Source organism: Enterobacter sp. Lyrl_3, from assembly GCF_051948675.1.
Classification (GTDB): domain Bacteria; phylum Pseudomonadota; class Gammaproteobacteria; order Enterobacterales; family Enterobacteriaceae; genus Enterobacter; species Enterobacter cloacae.
In genome coordinates this window covers 1-18,509 of sequence record NZ_JAYJLI010000007.1, presented here as the reverse complement: position 1 = coordinate 18,509, position 18,509 = coordinate 1, and the positions used below count along the sequence as shown (strand labels likewise).

19 protein-coding genes are annotated in these 18,509 nt (G+C 55.9%); 7 read left to right on the top strand and 12 right to left on the bottom strand.

The window, feature by feature from the left end; all coding sequences use genetic code 11:
- Positions 1-36 precede the first annotated feature (36 nt).
- The 5 genes from ilvN to VF709_RS14270 form a co-directional block, all read right to left on the bottom strand.
- Entirely contained in the window at positions 37-324 is a 288-nt protein-coding gene (gene ilvN, locus VF709_RS14290; protein WP_001171659.1) for an acetolactate synthase small subunit, read from the bottom strand.
- 3 nt (positions 325-327) lie between these two features.
- A complete protein-coding gene (ilvB, locus tag VF709_RS14285) occupies positions 328-2,016 on the bottom strand; it encodes an acetolactate synthase large subunit (RefSeq protein WP_149896771.1) in 1,689 nt (562 codons plus the stop codon).
- 104 nt (positions 2,017-2,120) lie between these two features.
- Positions 2,121-2,219, bottom strand: a complete 99-nt coding sequence (ivbL, locus tag VF709_RS14280) for an ilvB operon leader peptide IvbL (protein WP_071830013.1) — start codon at positions 2,217-2,219, stop codon at positions 2,121-2,123.
- A 107-nt stretch (positions 2,220-2,326) separates the two neighbouring features.
- Positions 2,327-2,806, bottom strand: coding sequence for an Hcp family type VI secretion system effector (locus VF709_RS14275; protein WP_440231814.1), 480 nt, complete (start codon positions 2,804-2,806; stop codon positions 2,327-2,329).
- A 205-nt stretch (positions 2,807-3,011) separates the two neighbouring features.
- Complete coding sequence (locus VF709_RS14270; RefSeq protein WP_149896772.1) at positions 3,012-3,716, bottom strand: hypothetical protein; 705 nt, start codon at positions 3,714-3,716, stop codon at positions 3,012-3,014.
- Positions 3,717-4,341: 625 nt separating this feature from the next.
- Between VF709_RS14270 and tisB the strand changes: the two genes are divergently transcribed.
- The 4 genes from tisB (at position 4,342) to emrD (ending at position 7,198) form a co-directional block, all read left to right on the top strand.
- Positions 4,342-4,431: a type I toxin-antitoxin system toxin TisB gene (gene tisB, locus VF709_RS14265; protein WP_020684667.1), complete on the top strand. Its 90-nt coding sequence runs from the start codon at positions 4,342-4,344 to the stop codon at positions 4,429-4,431.
- 64 nt (positions 4,432-4,495) lie between these two features.
- Entirely contained in the window at positions 4,496-4,942 is a 447-nt protein-coding gene (locus tag VF709_RS14260) for a GNAT family N-acetyltransferase (RefSeq protein WP_013094803.1), read from the top strand.
- A gap of 62 nt (positions 4,943-5,004) precedes the next feature.
- Positions 5,005-5,838, top strand: a complete 834-nt coding sequence (locus tag VF709_RS14255; protein WP_058683587.1) for an EamA family transporter — start codon at positions 5,005-5,007, stop codon at positions 5,836-5,838.
- Between the two features lie 175 nt (positions 5,839-6,013).
- Entirely contained in the window at positions 6,014-7,198 is a 1,185-nt protein-coding gene (gene emrD, locus VF709_RS14250) for a multidrug efflux MFS transporter EmrD (RefSeq protein WP_032618354.1), read from the top strand.
- Here emrD and VF709_RS14245 read toward each other — a convergent pair.
- Entirely contained in the window at positions 7,101-8,189 is a 1,089-nt protein-coding gene (locus VF709_RS14245) for a glycoside hydrolase family 5 protein (protein WP_013094800.1), read from the bottom strand. The two genes, emrD and VF709_RS14245, sit on opposite strands and share 98 nt — an antisense overlap.
- Positions 8,190-8,273: 84 nt before the next feature.
- Positions 8,274-9,200: a DNA-binding transcriptional regulator DsdC gene (gene dsdC, locus VF709_RS14240; protein ID WP_149896773.1), complete on the bottom strand. Its 927-nt coding sequence runs from the start codon at positions 9,198-9,200 to the stop codon at positions 8,274-8,276.
- Positions 9,201-9,404: 204 nt separating this feature from the next.
- Here dsdC and dsdX point away from each other — a divergent pair, with 204 nt between their 5' ends.
- Positions 9,405-10,742: a D-serine transporter DsdX gene (gene dsdX / locus VF709_RS14235; RefSeq protein WP_029881850.1), complete on the top strand. Its 1,338-nt coding sequence runs from the start codon at positions 9,405-9,407 to the stop codon at positions 10,740-10,742.
- 17 nt (positions 10,743-10,759) lie between these two features.
- Positions 10,760-12,046 carry a D-serine ammonia-lyase gene (dsdA, locus tag VF709_RS14230; RefSeq protein ID WP_013094797.1) on the top strand — a complete coding sequence of 429 codons (1,287 nt, stop codon included), beginning with the start codon at positions 10,760-10,762 and terminating at the stop codon, positions 12,044-12,046.
- A gap of 32 nt (positions 12,047-12,078) precedes the next feature.
- On the opposite strand, the gene VF709_RS14225 is transcribed toward dsdA, so the two are convergent.
- From VF709_RS14225 to VF709_RS14210, 4 genes are all read right to left on the bottom strand, one after another.
- Positions 12,079-12,426, bottom strand: coding sequence for a DUF202 domain-containing protein (locus tag VF709_RS14225; RefSeq protein ID WP_013094796.1), 348 nt, complete (start codon positions 12,424-12,426; stop codon positions 12,079-12,081).
- Positions 12,416-12,763 carry a YidH family protein gene (locus tag VF709_RS14220; protein WP_013094795.1) on the bottom strand — a complete coding sequence of 116 codons (348 nt, stop codon included), beginning with the start codon at positions 12,761-12,763 and terminating at the stop codon, positions 12,416-12,418. The genes VF709_RS14225 and VF709_RS14220 overlap by 11 nt, the downstream gene beginning before the upstream one ends.
- Positions 12,764-12,855: 92 nt before the next feature.
- Complete coding sequence (locus VF709_RS14215; RefSeq protein ID WP_013094794.1) at positions 12,856-14,178, bottom strand: 6-phospho-alpha-glucosidase; 1,323 nt, start codon at positions 14,176-14,178, stop codon at positions 12,856-12,858.
- Complete coding sequence (locus VF709_RS14210) at positions 14,175-15,797, bottom strand: alpha-glucoside-specific PTS transporter subunit IIBC (protein ID WP_013094793.1); 1,623 nt, start codon at positions 15,795-15,797, stop codon at positions 14,175-14,177. Before VF709_RS14210 ends, VF709_RS14215 begins: the two co-directional genes overlap by 4 nt.
- Before the next feature lie 222 nt (positions 15,798-16,019).
- Here VF709_RS14210 and VF709_RS14205 point away from each other — a divergent pair, with 222 nt between their 5' ends.
- Positions 16,020-16,766, top strand: a complete 747-nt coding sequence (locus VF709_RS14205; protein WP_047352069.1) for a GntR family transcriptional regulator — start codon at positions 16,020-16,022, stop codon at positions 16,764-16,766.
- Here VF709_RS14205 and VF709_RS14200 read toward each other — a convergent pair.
- Complete coding sequence (locus tag VF709_RS14200) at positions 16,734-18,395, bottom strand: putative transporter (protein ID WP_013094791.1); 1,662 nt, start codon at positions 18,393-18,395, stop codon at positions 16,734-16,736. The genes VF709_RS14205 and VF709_RS14200 overlap by 33 nt on opposite strands.
- Positions 18,396-18,509 lie beyond the last annotated feature (114 nt).

Below are 18,509 nucleotides of genomic sequence, written 5' to 3'. Positions count from 1 at the left end.
GGCCTACAAGAGCGAAAGACGCTTACCTTAAGCGATCTATTCGAAGAACACCGCAATTTTGTTAAACATGGTGGGATCGGACTGGTTGCGCGCCACTCTGGTGACGTCTTCCAGCTTGTCGATCTGGGCCATCATCTGCTCCAGACGCTGATCGTCATTGACCAGTAGCCAGATGCGGCTGTGCTCGCTGCCCTGAATCGGCAGACAGAGAATGCCTTCGACGTTAAACGCGCGACGGGCAAACAGCCCGCAGACGTGGGTCATGACGCCAGGGTGGTTGCGGACGGTGAGTTCCAGAATGACGTTTTCATGTTGTTTCTGCATGGCTTATTCCCCCACCATCTCAGTATTTGCCGCACCCGGCGGCACCATCGGATACACTTTTTGTTCAGGGTCGATACGGACGTGGATCAGCGCCGGGCCCGGACGAGAGATCGCCGCCTGCAGCGCTGCGTGGACGTCCTCTTCTGCGTTCAGATCGCAGGTATGCAGGCCAAAACCGGCGGCAATTTGCATAAAGTTAATCATCCCCGGATAGGTTGCCGCAAACACCCCCTGCTTGTAGAACAGGCTCTGCTGCTGATGTACCAGCCCCAGCGCCTCGTTGTTCATCAGGATGATTTTAACGTCTAATTGATTTTCGGCCGCGGTGGCCATCTCCTGAATGTTCATCATCAGGCTGCCGTCACCGGAGAAGCAGATCACCTTGCGGTCCGGGTTCGCCAGCGCCGCACCAACTGCCGCAGGCAGACCAAAGCCCATGGTTCCCAGGCCACCGGAGGTCAGCCACTGACGCGGACGGTTCAGCGGATAGGCCTGGGCGGTCCACATCTGGTGCTGCCCAACGTCGGTGGTAATAATCGCGCTGTCGTCCACGCAGGCGGCCACGGCGTTAATCAGCCCGTAGTGGCTCAGCGGGTCGCCTTCGGTTGGGATCGCGCCCGGGAACTCGCGTTGCAGATCCGCCACCATCTGACGCCAGTCGGCGCGATCAGTTGCGTCCGTTTGCGGGATCAGCTGTGCCAGCACGTCGGCCACGTCCCCCTGAATCGCCACGTGCGGTTGTTTGATTTTACCCAGCTCGGCGCGGTCTATATCCACGTGAATGATTTTTGCGTTCGGGCAGAACTGCTCGGTTTTACCAATCGCCCGGTCATCAAAACGCGCGCCCATCACAATCAGCAAATCCGCCTCTTGCAGGATGTAGTTAGTGCTGCGCGCGCCGTGCATGCCCAGCATTCCTAATGACAGCGGGTGTGCTTTGGGCAGCATGCCGAGCGCCATCAGGGTCATGGTGGTAGGCAGGTTGGCTTTTTCAGCGAACTGACGGATTTCATCTGCGGCATTGATTGCCCCGCCGCCCAGATAGAGCACCGGACGTTTAGCGGCGTTGATCATGGCCGCGGCATCGCGCACGCTCTCAGCGCTGAATTCTGGCGCGGGTGCCCGCTCGCCCGGCTCCGGCAGGACGTCGATCTCAATTTCTGCGGTCTGGACATCCTTAGGAATATCTATCCACACCGGGCCTGGACGACCGGACTGCGCAATGCGGAACGCATCGCTGATAACCTGAGGAAGCTCGGCAATATCGCGAACTAAATAGTTATGTTTGGTGATGGGGATAGAGATGCCGTAGGTATCCACTTCCTGGAACGCATCGGTACCGATCATTGAGGACGGCACCTGGCCGGTGATGCAAATCAGCGGAATGGAGTCGAGACGCGCGTCGGCGATGGCGGTCACCAGGTTGGTCGCCCCCGGACCGCTACAGGCCATACAGACTGCCGGTTTACCCTGCGTACGTGCCATGCCCTGAGCGATAAAACCCGCTCCCTGCTCGTGACGCGCCAGCACGTGGCGGATCTGCGTGCTTTGGCTTAACGCGTCATACAGCGGCAGCACCGTACCGCCCGGAATACCCGCAACCGTGGTAATGCCCTGTCGTTCCAGTAAATGAACAATCAGCTGCGCGCCTGTAAAACGCGTCTTGGTGGATGTTGTGCCCGAACTTGCCATGCTCCAGTCCTTTTATGGGCCGACTTTCCGGGGAGGGGTCCTAAACGAAAAACCCCGCCCGGTTTGCGCCGGCGGGGTTTTGGATTCGTGTGTTGATCCAGTCCCTACGGCGCATTGCCGACGACCACCACCACACGCACGACGACCACTGCGGCTGGTTGCGCAGTTTTTAGTAGGGTCGCGGTGTTCATGGATGCAGTCATGGGGGACCTGTGTTTGGAATCATTGATTGAATTTATACAAACACAGGTTTTCGGGCGTGACAATGGAAATATTTTCATCTGCGCAAAAATGCGTCAGGGATCACGTTTTAGTATGTTGCTCGCTCATTCCAGGCGTCACTATAGATGACATTTCCGTCGCAATGTTTCCAGGTGATTTTCTCATAGCGTATGAGAACCGTTTCGAGGTGTGTTCCGGTGTTGGCACCTGGATACAAATCGGGTGTAATAGAAGTTATTTTTACATTCTCCATAATGATATTAAAATACTCCTGCTCTAAACCAGCCTCATTAATCTGATACATCTTTATGGTGGCTGACTGAAGCGTTCTCCCCGTACTCAACGCCCGAAATAAAAACGGAGTGACACGATCAATTTCCTTCTGGAACATGACGGGCATATGTATGCGCGTGCCCGTCAATTTCCCGGTATTCCCGTCGACCGGGATATTGACATTATGAGTGAACGATTTAAGTTCAATTGCGCCTTCACGCCCTGAAACCAGGCAGGGACCTACCATTGGCGAACCATTTTCATCTGTCAGAAACAAATAAGCCGGATTTGACATACAAACTCCTTTTTATAAAACTCAATCGTACTTATCAAAGCGGCCGAAAATTATCGGATGAACAATAATAAATACGACGATAGCAATGAATGTTAATAATACCCAGTGGTTGGGCACCAGCCAGAGAAACAAAGAGGCGCAAGCAAAAATATAAACGGGGAATAAAACATCTGTAAAAAGAATGGATAGCAGACTCTTAAACATACTACTTATCCTTTAAGTCGTTATAGATCGCATCAAAATCCTTGTAGAATCCCGTTTGCACTTTCTTAGTGATTTCAACCAGGAATGGCTCAAAAAAGTAGTAAAGCATCTCCAGTTGTGCAGCATAAAGGGTGGCGTAATAATTAGGATCCAACACTTTCAGACGACGGGCAGCAAGAGCGCACTTCTGGTCCGTACCCATCAGCTGCAGAGCCATAACAACATTGGGTACACGGCGCGCAAGCCGTTCGACGACGATCTCTGAAAGTAAGCCGGATTCCGAAAGGGATTTGGCCAGCGTCCATGCTATCGCTAAACGCGCTGCCTTGCTTGCCGGGATGTTTTTAACAAGGCCGGTTACGTTTGAATCCGTCTTGCGAACGCGATTTTTTTCATTCCCATTTTCAGAATCAGTCATAATGCTTTCAAAATAAAGATAGAGCATGTGTGCTATTACATTGCGATAACGGTAAATAGACACAATTGAGAGGTACATCCTTTTTTCTTCTGAGAGTAACTCTTCACACACATCATGATAGCTGGGGATTAAGCATGATGAATACCAACTAACACGCTCCATTCCTGAGTAAATATCAGAACCGATCCCCTTTAATGCTTTCCATGTCCCAGCAACGCCTTGTTGTCCATAAATAGCTAACTGCCTGTCGCTCTGGAACTTCATCTTCAAGTAATCAGATGCTTGCATAACCTACCCATACTTTTTTTATGGTTATGTGAATATACGTTGAAAAACTTAGCAATTCAAATCTGTTAATTTTATTTAAATACTCATTCACGTTAAAAATAAACAGACTTAATTTTATTTAAATAACATATATTTAAGGATTATTAACTGAAACATTAATATGTACCTTATTTCTGCCGGGTACGTTGCCAATAAGTCAACCAGCATCCCGTTCTGTACAGAAAGCAGAAAACAAAAAACCCCGCCGGAGCGAGGTTTTTTCAGGGTTTTGCGGTTGGTTGCCGCAGAACACACTGTGTTACGTCAACGCACGAAGTATATGCGATCGAAGACGAACGCGCAATTCCGGCACGGATTTTGACGTTTTTGAGTATGGAATGGGTTTCGAATTTTGTCCACAAAATACTGTTCATGCATACAGTATTTATTTATACTGAGGATGTTCGCAGTGAGCGAGGGGGCCGCAGTTCTACCGGCGCAACGAAGTCCTGGCTGAAACGGGTGGTGCCGTCAGTGCCTTAACCCTCTGAAGTGAGCACACTGTGTTACGTCAATCGAGGTGCTGGCAACAGGCGGCGGAAAGGTACGCCAGCATCGTGCTCCTTTTTACCAAAAGGAGACGCGTATGAGCGTAGTGGATATGGTGATACTTATCCTCAAACTCATTGTTGCTGTTCTGCAACTGCTTGATGCTGTCCTGAAATACCTTCGGTGATTCAGGTTCAAGTCGCACCTGAGAGGGGCGGGCAACCGCCCCTCTTTAATAACGAGGGAATGCTATGTCGCGTCTGTTAATTGAACCCATCACGCCGGAAGAGCCCGGGTATATCGCGCTGAAAGCCGAAAGCATCGCGGCGAATTTCAATATGCTGCGCAGGCTGGAAGAGAACTGGCAGCGCGGTGAAAACCGCTTTAACGCGCCGGGTGAAAAGCTGCTGGGTGCCTTTTTAAACGGCAAGCTGGTGGGCGTCTGCGGCCTTAACCGCGATCCGTTCAGCCAGCAGCCGCGTGCCGGACGTATTCGCCATCTTTATGTCAGCGAGAAGTGCCGCGGTCTGGGCATTGGTAAACAGCTGTTAACGGTGGTGATGGCCGATGCCAGCATCTGGTTTGATTTCCTCAATACCCATGCCCCCGATACGGCCTGCGGCTTCTACCGTCGGGCAGGCTTCAGGCTGGTGTCAGACGAGCCACGGGTTACCCATCGTCTCTTTTGCGCGGTGTAGCTGGCTGGCGACATCAGGTCGTGAATGTTACAGTTGAGTGACAATTCACCGCCAAAGACGCCATGACCATCTCCGTTTTCTGTATTTTGCTGTTCGCCGCACTGCTGCATGCCAGCTGGAACGCCATCGTCAAAGCCGGAACGGATAAGCTTTACTCGGCGATCAGCGTTAGCGGCTCCGCCACACTCATTGCGCTGGTTTTATTGCCATTTTCTCCTCAACCCTCCGTAGCCAGCTGGCCATTTTTAGTGGTCTCCTGCGCGCTGCAGGTGGTGTATACGGTACTGGTGGCGAAGACGTATCAGGTCTCAGACATGAGCCAGACCTATCCGCTGATGCGCGGAACAGCCCCACTGCTGGTGGCGCTGATCAGCGTGCTGGTGCTCGGGGATAGCCTCTCCTGGCTCGCCTGGGCGGGCATCGGAGTAATCTGCCTGTCGATCCTCGCGATGGCGATAAATGGCCGACTGCAGTCCCGCAAAGGGATCTGGCTGGCACTGCTGAACGCCTGCTTTATCGCCGGCTATACGCTGGTGGACGGAACGGGCGTACGTTTATCGGATACCGCGCTGGGCTATACGCTGTGGACCTTCTTTATGAACGGCTTCTGCCTGCTGTGCTGGGCAATGGTGGCGCGACGCCGCGAAGCTTCCAGCTACCTGCGTTTGCACTGGAAAAAGGGGTTGCTCGGCGGGGTGGGAACCATGGGCTCGTATGGCCTGGCCTTATGGGCGATGACGCAGGCTCCGCTGGCGGTTGTCGCTGCGCTACGTGAAACCTCCATACTCTTCGGTGCGCTGATCGCATTTGTGCTTTTAAAAGAAAAGGTTGCCGGTCTGCGTATCGCTGCCGCGTTGGGTATTGCAGCCGGTGCGATCCTGCTGCGTCTGGCGTAATTCACTGGCAACATTAGTTGCCGTTCTTGTTTACAAAACCTGCCTTAATCCTCTTCTTCATTCATCATGACAATGCTTAATTTGTCATCTCATTGTGGTAGATTCCTCGCGCATTTATGGGAATGCGTAGTCACTTATTCTTCATTTTTCTCTTTTGGCAAAAGTATTCAGCGACATGAAAAAACAAAGGAACGTTAACTTATTGTTGATGCTGGTGTTACTGGTGGCCGTCGGTCAGATGGCGCAAACCATCTACATTCCGGCGATTGCCGACATGGCAAAGGAACTCAACGTCCGCGAGGGCGCGGTACAAAGCGTGATGGCCGCCTACCTGCTGACCTATGGCGTTTCGCAGCTGTTCTACGGGCCATTATCCGACCGCATTGGCCGCCGTCCGGTCATTCTGACCGGCATGTGCATTTTCATGGTCGCGACGGTGGTTGCTATTACCACCCATAGCCTGACCGTACTGATTGCCGCCAGTGCGCTGCAGGGGGTAGGCACGGGCGTCGGTGGGGTGATGGCGCGTACCTTACCGCGCGATATGTATCAGGGCACGCAACTCCGCCATGCCAACAGCCTGTTGAATATGGGTATTCTGGTCAGCCCGCTGCTGGCACCACTGATTGGCGGCCTGCTGGACACAATGTGGTCCTGGCGCGCCTGCTATGCCTTCCTGCTGGTGCTGTGCGTGATTGTCACCTTCAGCATGGCGCGCTGGATGCCGGAAACCCGTCCCCAGGACGCACCGCGCACGAAGCTTCTCGCCAGCTACAAAACGCTGTTCGGCAACGGGGCTTTTACTTGTTACCTGCTGATGCTGATCGGCGGTCTGGCGGGCATTGCGGTGTTCGAAGCCTGCTCCGGCGTGCTGCTGGGAGCGGGGCTTGGCCTGAGCAGCATGGTGGTGAGTATTCTGTTTATCCTGCCGATCCCGGCGGCGTTCTTTGGAGCCTGGTTCGCCGGACGTCAGAACAAACGCTTCTCAACGCTGATGTGGCAGTCTGTTATCAGCTGCCTGCTGGCTGGCCTGATGATGTGGATCCCGGGTCTGTTTGGCGTAATGACCGTCTGGACGCTGCTGATCCCGGCGGCGCTGTTCTTCTTCGGCGCGGGGATGCTGTTCCCGCTTGCCACCAGCGGCGCCATGGAGCCGTTCCCGTTCCTCGCGGGTACGGCGGGTGCACTGGTGGGCGGTTTGCAAAACATCGGTTCCGGCGCGCTGGCCTGGCTCTCCGCCATGATGCCGCAAACCGGGCAGGCTAGTTTGGGTTTACTGATGACGCTGATGGGGCTACTGATTTTGCTGTGCTGGCTGCCGCTGGCGTCGCGTGTTCCCCACCACGAGCAGCCTGTTTAACCGCATGATGGCCCGGCTTCTCGCCGGGCTTTTCACACGCCGGGGCAATCATCGCCTCCAGCAGCGGCTCTGGCGCTGGCCGCCAGGCCCCCTCCTCTCCGTCATAAAACTGGAAATCGGCGTTAATCGCGTAGGGTATTTTCGCCTTTTGCAGCTCGCAGGCCATAAACGTGGCAAAGGCCATTTGCGACGCGGTGGGTGTAAAGCGGTTTGACTCCCCCACGCCCCAGCCCCCGACCCAGCTGACGTGTCCGGTTTTTTGTTGCCAGCGCAGCGCCGTCGCGATGCGATTGTGAATCGCCGCTTTCTCCGCCGCCATACCGGAGGTCCACGGGTATTTACCGTTATTTTTCAGCGGCCCCCACGGAAAGATATGCCACTCCGCCAGCAAGAAGTTTTGGCTGTGCGCAGGCAGCTTGAGGCTGGGGAGATCTTCGGGGGCCGCACGCAGGCGGGGAGCGATGAAGATCATCCGGTCCGCATCAATGCTGTGGATGACCTTGATGGTTTTTTCATACACCCGGTTGAGCGAGGCTGCGTTGTGGTTGAGCTTGTCCGCAGGCTCATAAATGAGGTCAAAGCCCAGCAGCGGCGAACGTTTGCCGAAATAGTGCGCCACGGCAATCCACCAGTCGGTAACCTCTTTTTCGTTATCGGCTTTCGGATCGTTTTTATAGCTGTCCGCCTGATACGCGATAATCGGGATCACGCCGTACTGCTCGCAGGCTTCCACCAGCTTACGCAGGTGGATCAGCCGTGCTTCGGTCGGCTCATCGGCCACGCGAATACGCACATGGCTGATGCCTTTCGCGCGAAAGTCGCGTACCACCAGCGGGTCGAATTCCCGTATCCCGCGCTCGGTGCGCGCCCAGTCCACGTCCATACCCACACCCAGCTTTTGCGCATAAAGCGCAGCCGTCAGCGGCGGCTCGGCGGCTATCGCCCAGCCGGAAGAGAGAAGTAAAGCGGTCGCAATAAGAGGCTTTAACACGGCTTACCCTGGATAAATCAAAAGCATTACCTGTATTTAGCACGCTTTTTTGTATTTGGTGTAGCGCCAAAGCGTAATAATTCTTCAGCCTGCCAGTTCTCTTAGCCAGCCAATAAAGGCGTCAATTTTCGGCCACTGACGGCCGGGAAGCGTTGAGATGTAATAGTGCTGATGGCATTTGAGGGTCTTGTTGCCAAACGGGGCGATAAGCTCGCCCCGCTCAAGGCGCTTTTGCACCAGCCGCTTTCTCCCCATCGCCACGCCCACATGATTCATGGCTGCCACTATCGCTAAATCGGAACGATCGAAGCCAATACCCGATGATGACGGCATATTCATCGCAAAATGCTGCGCCCAGCTGAGCCACTCATCCGTACCGGAATCATTACTCCAGGCCTGACGGTCGTGCAGTAACGTGCAGTGGCTGAGGTTATCGGGGTTTTTCAACAGCGCATGCTCGCGAGCATATGCGGGCGAGCAGACGGGCAAAATCTCCTCGTCCATCAAGAAATGATGAGAAAGGTAGTTTGGCGGCGTATCGTCGAAATAGATGGCCAGATCGATGCCGGTTCGCTGCATATTGACGTACTCATTACCGGTGAGAATGGTGAGAGATATCGACGGATAGCGGCGGGTAAAATCCCCCAGCATGGGGACCAGCCAGCACTGGGCGATTGACGGCCGGGAATACACCGTCAGCGTACCGGACAGCGCCTGGTTTTTAATATCCAGGATCTCCTGATTCAGGGTGTCGAGGGATGATTTTAGGGTCCAGTAAACGCGCTTTCCCTCCTGCGTCAGCTCAACTTTACGGTGCGAGCGGACAAACAGCTGAATGCCCAACTCCTCTTCCAGCAGGTTGATGCGGTGGCTCACCGCGCTGGGGCTGAGCGACAGTTCCGCCGCCGCCAGCGCGAAGGATTCATGCCGGGCAGCCACTTCAAAAGTGTACATCTTTGACAGTTGCCAGCCATTTAGCAGCCGCTTTCTGACTTCATTCGCATCGGTCATCACAATTCTCACACGTTATTTCTGCGCCCAGCATACCGCCCAGGCATGAATTTATGTGAACCAACAGCGAAATAAGTGCGCTTTTTTGAGTTCAGTCACTCAGTTGATCCAATCTGGCTCACCTGAACGGCAATTTTTATCGTTTGTCAGCTCACGCCGTTTTTTCGTCCAATACCCACAGATGACATAAGGGTGAGGTGAGATATGGGATCGCCGGTCTGGGTTGTGGTAACGCTGCTTGTCAGCATTGTGTTGATTGTTTTAACCATCGTAAAACTGAAGTTTCACCCGTTCCTTGCGCTGCTGCTGGCGAGCTTTTTCGTCGGCGCGATGATGGGGATGAGCCCGCTGGATATGGTGAATGCCATTGAAAGCGGGATTGGCGGTACGCTGGGCTTCCTGGCAGCAGTCATCGGCCTGGGTACCATTCTGGGTAAGATGATGGAAGTCTCCGGTGCGGCGGAGCGCATCGGGATCACCCTACAGCGCTGCCGCTGGCTGTCAGCGGACGTCATTATGGTGCTGGTGGGTCTTATCTGCGGTATTACGCTGTTCGTGGAAGTGGGCGTGGTACTGCTGATCCCACTGGCGTTTTCCATCGCCAAAAAGACGAATACGTCGCTGCTTAAGCTTGCCATTCCGCTCTGTACCGCACTGATGGCGGTGCACTGCGTGGTACCGCCGCATCCGGCTGCGTTGTTTGTCACCAACAAATTAGGTGCGGACGTCGGAACGGTGATTGTTTACGGCCTGCTGGTGGGTCTGGTGGCATCTCTGGTTGGTGGCCCGCTGTTCCTGAAACTGCTCGGCAACCGTCTGCCGTATAAACCGGTTCCGGCAGAATTTTCCGACCTGAAGGTGCGGGAGGAGCATACCCTGCCGTCGCTGGGGGCAACGCTGTTTACGGTGCTGCTGCCGATTGTTCTGATGCTGGTGAAGACCCTCGCTGAGCTCAATATGGCGAAGGAAGGCACGCTGTATACCCTGCTGGAGTTTATCGGCAACCCGATCACGGCAATGTTTATCGCTGTATTTGTCGCCTACTACCTGCTGGGGATCCGCCAGCATATGGGCATGGGCGCAATGCTGACCCATACGGAGCACGGCTTTGGCTCTATCGCGAACATATTGTTGATTATTGGTGCCGGTGGCGCGTTCAACGCTATTCTCAAAACCAGCGGGCTGGCAGATTCGCTGGCGCATATTCTCTCGAACCTGCACATGCATCCGATCCTGCTCGCCTGGCTGGTGGCGCTGGTGCTGCATGCCGCTGTAGGCTCCGCTACGGTCGCGATGATGGGTGCGACGGCAATAGTGGCGCCGATGCTACCGCTCTACCCGAACGTAAGCCCGGAGATCATCACCATTGCCATCGGTTCCGGCGCTATTGGCTGCACGATCGTGACCGATTCGCTCTTCTGGCTGGTCAAGCAATACTGCGGCGCGACCCTGAATGAGACCTTCAAATACTATACGACGGCGACGTTTATCGCCTCGGTGCTTGCACTTGGCGGCACATTCCTGCTTTCTTTCATTATCTGAGCGCGACGAGACGTATTATGGAAAACGCAACTATCACTGCTTTAACCGCACAATTTCCTCTGGTTGAGGATCTGATGGCTCTGAAAGAGACCACGTGGCTTAACCCGCGAACCACTTCGCTTGCAGAAGGGTTGCCCTATGTCGGGCTGACCAAAGCCGACGTGGACGACGCGCATGCGCGCCTCAACCGCTTCGCGCCGTATCTGGCGAAAGCCTTCCCGGAAACCGCGGCAACGGGCGGGATTATCGAATCTGAGCTGGTTGCTATTCCGGCCATGAAAAAACGGCTGGAGAGAGAATCTGGCAAGGCTCTTCCCGGAACGCTGCTGCTGAAAAAAGACAGTCATCTGCCCATCTCCGGCTCGATTAAAGCGCGCGGCGGCATCTACGAGGTGCTGACCCACGCGGAAAAACTGGCGCTGGAAGCGGGATTGCTGAGCACTGAAGATGACTACAGCATCCTGCTGGAACCGCGCTTTAAAGACTTCTTTAGCCAGTACAGCATTGCGGTGGGTTCAACCGGCAACCTGGGAATGTCCATCGGCATCATGAGCGCACGCATCGGCTTTAAGGTGACGGTACATATGTCCGCCGACGCCCGCGAGTGGAAGAAAGCCAAACTGCGCAGCCATGGCGTTACCGTCGTGGAATATGAGCAGGATTATGGCGTGGCGGTGGAACAAGGGCGAAAAGCGGCGGAAAACGACCCGAACTGCTTCTTTATCGACGATGAAAACTCTCGCACCCTGTTCCTGGGCTATGCCGTTGCCGGCGAGCGCCTGAAGGCGCAGTTTGCCGAACAGGGCCGTGTGGTGGATGCAGAGCACCCGCTGTATGTCTATCTGCCGTGCGGCGTTGGCGGGGGGCCTGGCGGTGTGGCGTTTGGTCTGAAGTTGGCGTTTGGCGACAACGTTCACTGCTTCTTTGCCGAGCCCACGCACTCCCCGTGCATGCTGCTGGGAGTTTATACCGGCCTGCACGATGAGATTGCCGTGCAGGATCTGGGTATCGACAACGTGACGGCAGCGGACGGGCTGGCGGTCGGACGCGCGTCGGGCTTCGTCGGCCGCGCGATGGAACGTCTGCTCGACGGGTTCTATACCCTTTCCGATCAAAGCATGTACGACATGCTCGGCTGGCTGGCGCAGGAGGAAGGGATTCGTCTGGAGCCATCGGCGCTGGCGGGCATGGCCGGGCCGCTGCGTGTTCAGGCTGATGCCAACGTCACCCATCTCGTGTGGGCGACCGGCGGCGGCATGGTGCCGGAAGACGAGATGGCGAAGTATCTGGCGAAAGGGAAGTAATTATGCCGGGTGGCGGCTGCGCCTTACCCGGCCTACAGGTGCACAATTTGTTGAATGTGGGTTACCGCAAACAGCAGTGATAGCGACAGCACGGCCAGGGCGATGAGGAACTTATCCCGCACCGCCTTCGGCTGCACAAAATCGTCCTGCGCCACGTCCATCACGTTACGGCTGCGGGTATAGCGCCATAAAATGATGGCCACCAGCGCCAGCACAACCAGTGAGATCCAGAAGGGTAGCCCCGTGCGGTGCCAGTTGTGCTTAATCGCCAGGGCAATCAGCGCGCCATACCCCAGCAGCGTGCGCAGCCACGCCAGCGACGTCCGCTCCGGCTGCAGGCCGGGGTCCGCTTCGCGCCGCGCTTTGCGACTATCCGCCATACACCACCAGCACCATCACCACGCCCGCCACTGTCAGCAAAATCGCACTGATGATCAGTAACCCACGCGTATAGGGCAGATCCTGCTTCAGGCGCATCGCCTTTTCGTTACGCAGCCAGCGCAGATAGCCGTAAATCGCCAGTACGCCCGCAAACAGGCACAGCAACAGCGCCAGCACTTCACGAATCAACGGCGTGGCGAAATCGGGCGCGAGCTGATCAAGACCGACGCCGGCGGCCAGAAAGCCCAGCGCGGTACGGATCCACGCCAGATATGTACGTTCATTGGCCAGCGAGAAGCGGTAGTCCGGGGCTTCACCGAGGCGGGAAATTTTCATGAAGGCTCCTTGTCATGCTGCAGGCAGGCTTCAGCATAGCGTAAATCGGCCAGGACAAGGAGACCGGCATCAGGCGATGCCGGTCAGGAGGGTTAATGCAGTTCTGGCCAGTAATCCTTATTGGCCTCGATCAGGTCATCCAGAATCGCTTTCGCGACCGACGCGCTCGGTACGGTTTTTGACAGGGTGATTGCCTGCCAGAGTTTCTGGTACGAGCGTTGCTCCCAGGCATCCACCACCAGTTTTTCCACCGCCACCTGCTGGCTCATCAGCCCTTTCTGGAAGTGCGGGATATCACCCACGGTGAGCGGCTCTGGCCCGTTATGGCCCACCAGACACGGAATTTCCACCATCGCGTCGGCATCAAAATTATGAATGGCCCCGTTGTTTGGCACAATCAGCAGCATCCGCTCCTGGGTATTAAAGGCAATCGCCGTCGCCAGATCGACGATGTAGGAGGCATGTTCGTCGATCTCCAGCTCCCCGGCAGAGGATTTTCCGGCTTCTATAATCGCCCGGCACGAACTGAATACATGCTTCTCACGGTGATCCATAACTTCATTGGCGCGGGTCCGCTCCGGGTTGGCGTGCGCGACCACGTAGTCCGGGAACAGGTAATACTTCAGATAGGTGTTTGGCATGGTATCTGGATCGAGCGCCTGCACGTCTTTGGCTTTGGCGAAGGTATCGTTCCAGCTCGCTTCGGTATGCGCATCTTCCGAAGGCGGAACATAGCCGTGTTTCGCCACGTATTCGCGCAGTTTCGGCATCAGATCGTTACCGTTCAGATCTTCAATCGATGTCCACCAGCCGAAGTGGTTCAGGCCGTAGTAACGCACGCGCATCTGTTTGCGGTCTTTCAGGCCGACAATCTGCGCCATGCGCCCTTCAATACCGATTGGCATATCGCAGATGTTGAGAATTTTGGCATGCGGACGCAGGCGGCGCGTCGCTTCCGCCACAATCGCCGCCGGGTTGGAGTAGTTCAGCATCCACGCATTAGGGGAGTACTGCTCCATATAATCCACCAGTTCCAGTACGCCGCCGATGGAGCGCATGCCGTAAGAGATCCCACCCGGGCCGCAGGTTTCCTGACCCAGCACACCGTGACGCAGCGGAATTTTCTCGTCTTTTTCGCGCATCGGGTATTTGCCCACGCGGATGTGCGCCATCACGAAATCCACATCGGTAAACGCCGCTTTTGGATCGGTGGTGTAGCTAAACTCAATCTCCGGTGCCTGTTCCTTAAGGATAATTTTGCACGCCTCGGCGATGGTTTCCTGACGTGCGCCATCGTTGTCATAAAACTTCAGGGCACGCAGCGGGAAACGGTCACGGTTGGCTAACAGCATCAGGACGATACCAGGCGTAAAGGTGCTGCCGCCGCCTGCAATGACAACTGAGAATTTTTTCATGATATAGCCTCTGTCAGGGTGGTTTGTTCATTCGTTAAAGGGGTTTTCATCAGCGATTCCAGCTGGTCTCGCACCTGCGGAACGTGCAGGCCAACGATCACCTGTATGCCGTTGCCGCGTCGCACTACGCCGTGTGCGCCGAGGGCTTTGAACACCTCATCGCTTTGGGTTTGCGCCATGTCGACCAGCGCGATACGCAAGCGGGTGGCGCAGTTGTTGATGCTTTCGATGTTGGCCGCGCCGCCCAGCGCCTGCAGGAATCCGGCGGCTTGGCCGACCTGCTGGCTGGCGGCAGCCGGGGCGGTGGTTTGTCCGCGCGCCGCCTTATAGTCCGCCTTGCTGTAGAGTTTGATTTCACTCTCTTCACGACCCGGGGTTTTGAGGTTCAGACGCTCAATCAGCGTTTTGAAGACCACGAAGTAAAGGCCGGTAAAGCAGACGCCGATGCCGATCTGGGTGAATACCGTTGAAGCGTGGTTATGGAACATGGGGATCCAGTTTTGCGGCAGGAACTGGTCCAGCAGGCCACCGCCCATGTTGCCCACCACGCCAAAGGTGTACATCACCGTCGCCATGGTGGCCGCCAGCACGGCGTGAATGGCAAACAGCAGCGGCGAGATAAACAGGAAAGTAAACTCCAGCGGTTCGGTAATCCCCACCAGCACGGCGGTAAGCGTGGCCGGGATCAGCAGGCCCGCGACCTTGACGCGGTTTTCTGGTGAGGCGGTGTACCAGATCGCCAGCGCAATCCCGACCGATCCAAACACTTTAGCGTTACCGTGCAGCGCGAAACCACCTTCCGGGAACAGGGTTTTCAGCGGCAGCGTGCTCTGGCTGAACGCCTGAAGATGCTGCGCCCAGTAGACCTGGATCCCGCCCTCAACGGCGGCCGGGCCAAAGATAAACGGACCGTAGACGAAGTGGTGCAGCCCGGTTGGGATCAGAATGCGTTCCAGGAAGGTATACACCCAGACACCGAGCGCACCGGCGGAGCGTAAGAACGCCTGCAGGGACTCAATGCCCATCTGCACTTTCGGCCAGCCCAGCAGTGTCAGCCAGGCGCAGGGGATCATGACGAAAAACGCGATAATCACCACAAACGAGGTGCCCTGGAAAATGCCCAGGAAAACCGGCAGTGGTTTCTCGAAAAAGCGGTTATGGATCGCAGTGACAATACCGGAAATCGCAATCGCCCCAATAATGCTGGTATCAAGGGTTTTGATCCCGGCAATCATCGCCAGCCCGCTTCCCGCCGTCGGTTCGGCGGAAAAGTCGACGCCAAAGAAGTGGCCCCAGGTCATCCCCATCGCGTTGATGAAGTAGTTCCAGGTCAGGAAGCTGATCAGCACCGCCAGACAGGCGCGGCCCTGCGCCTGTTTCGCCAGACCAATCGGTAAGCCAACGGCAAAAATCAGCGGCATATTGCGGAATACCGCCCAGCCGCCCTCTTCAATGATGTGCACGATCTGCGCGAACAGATTATCAGGAGCCGTTAAGGCTTCGCCCACGAAAAGCGGATTGCGAAGCATGATGGCGATTCCCACCACGATCCCGGCAAAGGGAAACAGCAACACCGGGGTAAACATGGCACCACCAAAACGTTGTATTTGACTGAGCATCTTTAAATCCTCACGTAACAACCTGTAGGGGAGAGAGGCCTTTATGGTTTTGTGCTGGCCTGAGGTGAGCATAAGAAGTTACTGATGCGCGAACATGGCGTGCCGCTGCGATTCGTGATCGCATTCATGGTTTTATTTTGACCAATCAGGTCTACTTTTCGATGTAAATATGGACATGTCAGGATGCAATCCACGCCCTGATACGGGCAGAGAGGTCTACTGGTGATCTACAAATCCATTGCCGACCGATTACGGCTACGGCTGAATTCATCGGACTACAACATCGGCAGCCCCATTCCGGGTGAGAAAGCGCTGGCGCAGGAGTTTGGCGTGGCGCGCATGACCATTCGCAAGGCGCTGGATCTGCTGGTGAGCTGGGGGCTGGTTGAGCGGCGGCACGGCAGCGGGACGTTTGTAGCACGCAAAGATGTGCACCATGAAACCACCAACCTCACCGGGCTGGTGGAGGTACTGCGTCAGCAGGGCAAAGAGGTACAGAGCAAGGTGTTGCAGTTTGAAGTGATGCCCGCCCCGCCCGCCATCGCCAGCCAGCTGCGGATCCAGGTGGATGAGCGGATCTACTTTTCCCGCCGGGTGCGCTACGTGGACGGAAAACCGCTGATGCTGGAGGACAGCTTTATGCCCGTGAAGCTGTTTCGCAACCTCTCGCTGACGCATCTGGAAGGGTCAAAGTTTGATTACATCGAGAAGGAGTGCGGAATTACAATCAGCGGCAATTACGAGAGCCTGACGCCGGTACTGGCCGATAAACAACTCGCTGGTTACATGAACCTGCCTGAGCAAACGCCGCTGCTGCGCATTACCTCTCTCTCCTACAGCGACAGCGGCGAGTTCCTTAACTATTCCGTGATGTTCCGAAATACCAGTGATTACCAGGTGGACTACCATCTGCGGCGCATCCACCCGGACGACCTGCTAACTCATCCCCCAGAACAGCACCGCCAGTAGCTGGGGGGTGATGATGCGCAGGAACATCACCAGCGGGTAGACCGTAGCGTATGACAGCGCCGCCGCGCCGCTGGTGGCGTGCAGGCTATTGGCAAAGGCCAGCGCCGGTGGATCCGTCATCGACCCCGCCAGCATGCCGCAGAGCGTCAGATAGTTCATTTTCGCGAACATTCGCGCCAGTATGCCGACCGTCAGCAGCGGGATCGCGGTGATGAAGATGCCGTAGCCGACCCAACTCATCCCTTCCCCCCTGACCAGGGTATCGACAAAATCGCCACCGGATTTTAGCCCGACGACCGCCAGAAACAGCACAATGCCCAGCTCGCGCAGCGCCAGGTTGGCGCTCGGCGGCATAAACCAGTAGAGCTTACCGACACAGCCGATTCGCCCGAGGATCAGCGCCATAATCAGCGGCCCGCCCGCCAGACCCAGCTTGAGGGCCACCGGGAACCCCGGTATATACAGCGGAATGGAACCAAGCAGCACGCCCAGCCCGATTCCGATAAACACCGGCAGCATTTGGACCTGCTGCAGTTTTTGCTGAGCGTTACCGACCATATCCGCCACGGCGTCAATGGACGACGGACGCCCGACCAGGTTAAGAATATCGCCGAACTGCAGGCTGGCTTCCGGGCTGGCGACCAGTTCAACACCGGCGCGATTGAGACGAGAGATAACCACGTCGTAACGTTCTTTTACCTGCAGATCGCGTATTTTCTTGCCCAGAACGTGCTCGTTAGTTACCACCACACGCTCCACGCGCATGTCGGTGCCGCGGGTAGAGAGCGAGGTATCCACTTCCTGACCAATCACCAGCCGCGCGTTGTTTAAATCCCCGGGCTGCCCGACAAGGTGCAGCAGATCGCCTTGCCGGATAATGGTGCCAGGCGCGGGCACCATCAGCATCTCGTCACGTTTAAGGCGCGAGCAGATGATATTGGCGCTGTTCAGGATCGGCACGTCCTGAATCGCCATGTTGTTCAGATTGGGGTTATCGACGCGGATGTTGATGGTTTTGATCGGCATATGGCCGTTGGTGAGCGTGGTTTCGTGGTCCTTCGCCTCTTTGTCGACGTTAATGCGAAAGAGCACCCGAACCAGCCACATGGAGAGCAGAATGCCGCAAATCCCGAACGGATAAGCCATCGCATAGCTCATCCCCATCTGATCGACAATGCCGGGTTCGATACCTAAATCGCGCAGGATTTGCTGGCCCGCACCCAACGCGGGCGTGTTAGTCACGGCCCCGGAGAAAATGCCCAGCACCACGGGCAGCGGAATTGCAAAGAGTTTATGCAGGATAGCGGTGACCAGCCCACCCATTACGACGATGCCGAGGGCAAACAGATTGAGGCGTAATCCGGAAACCCGCAATGAGGCGAAAAAGCCCGGCCCGACCTGAATGCCGATAGTATAGACGAAGAGGATCAGGCCGAATTCCTGCGTAAAGTGAAGCATATCGGCGCTGAGAACCAGCCCGAGTTTGTCAGCAAAGTGCCCGACAAAAATGCCGCCAAACAGCACCCCACCGATCCCAAACCCGACGCCACGGATTTTGATGTTGCCAATCCATAATCCAACAACAGCGACCAGGGCCAACACGCTGACGGTTAACGCGATATCACTCATGATCCACTTCCTTGCATAACCTTAGTTATGCTAAGGATTCTCTCAGAGGTGAAGGGCGTTGTATGGGTGATGGCGCACAAAAAAGCCCTGCCGGGGCAGGGCTTTAACTTTTCA

Coding starts and splice junctions, on each gene's coding strand:
- ilvN (WP_001171659.1), bottom strand. CDS start 324: ATGCAGAAACAACATGAAAACGTCATTCTGGAACTCACCGTCCGCAAC.
- ilvB (WP_149896771.1), bottom strand. CDS start 2,016: ATGGCAAGTTCGGGCACAACATCCACCAAGACGCGTTTTACAGGCGCG.
- ivbL (WP_071830013.1), bottom strand. CDS start 2,219: ATGACTGCATCCATGAACACCGCGACCCTACTAAAAACTGCGCAACCA.
- VF709_RS14275 (WP_440231814.1), bottom strand. CDS start 2,806: ATGTCAAATCCGGCTTATTTGTTTCTGACAGATGAAAATGGTTCGCCA.
- VF709_RS14270 (WP_149896772.1), bottom strand. CDS start 3,716: ATGCAAGCATCTGATTACTTGAAGATGAAGTTCCAGAGCGACAGGCAG.
- tisB (WP_020684667.1), top strand. CDS start 4,342: ATGAGCGTAGTGGATATGGTGATACTTATCCTCAAACTCATTGTTGCT.
- VF709_RS14260 (WP_013094803.1), top strand. CDS start 4,496: ATGTCGCGTCTGTTAATTGAACCCATCACGCCGGAAGAGCCCGGGTAT.
- VF709_RS14255 (WP_058683587.1), top strand. CDS start 5,005: ATGACCATCTCCGTTTTCTGTATTTTGCTGTTCGCCGCACTGCTGCAT.
- emrD (WP_032618354.1), top strand. CDS start 6,014: ATGAAAAAACAAAGGAACGTTAACTTATTGTTGATGCTGGTGTTACTG.
- dsdC (WP_149896773.1), bottom strand. CDS start 9,200: ATGACCGATGCGAATGAAGTCAGAAAGCGGCTGCTAAATGGCTGGCAA.
- dsdX (WP_029881850.1), top strand. CDS start 9,405: ATGGGATCGCCGGTCTGGGTTGTGGTAACGCTGCTTGTCAGCATTGTG.
- dsdA (WP_013094797.1), top strand. CDS start 10,760: ATGGAAAACGCAACTATCACTGCTTTAACCGCACAATTTCCTCTGGTT.
- VF709_RS14225 (WP_013094796.1), bottom strand. CDS start 12,426: ATGGCGGATAGTCGCAAAGCGCGGCGCGAAGCGGACCCCGGCCTGCAG.
- VF709_RS14220 (WP_013094795.1), bottom strand. CDS start 12,763: ATGAAAATTTCCCGCCTCGGTGAAGCCCCGGACTACCGCTTCTCGCTG.
- VF709_RS14215 (WP_013094794.1), bottom strand. CDS start 14,178: ATGAAAAAATTCTCAGTTGTCATTGCAGGCGGCGGCAGCACCTTTACG.
- VF709_RS14210 (WP_013094793.1), bottom strand. CDS start 15,797: ATGCTCAGTCAAATACAACGTTTTGGTGGTGCCATGTTTACCCCGGTG.
- VF709_RS14200 (WP_013094791.1), bottom strand. CDS start 18,395: ATGAGTGATATCGCGTTAACCGTCAGCGTGTTGGCCCTGGTCGCTGTT.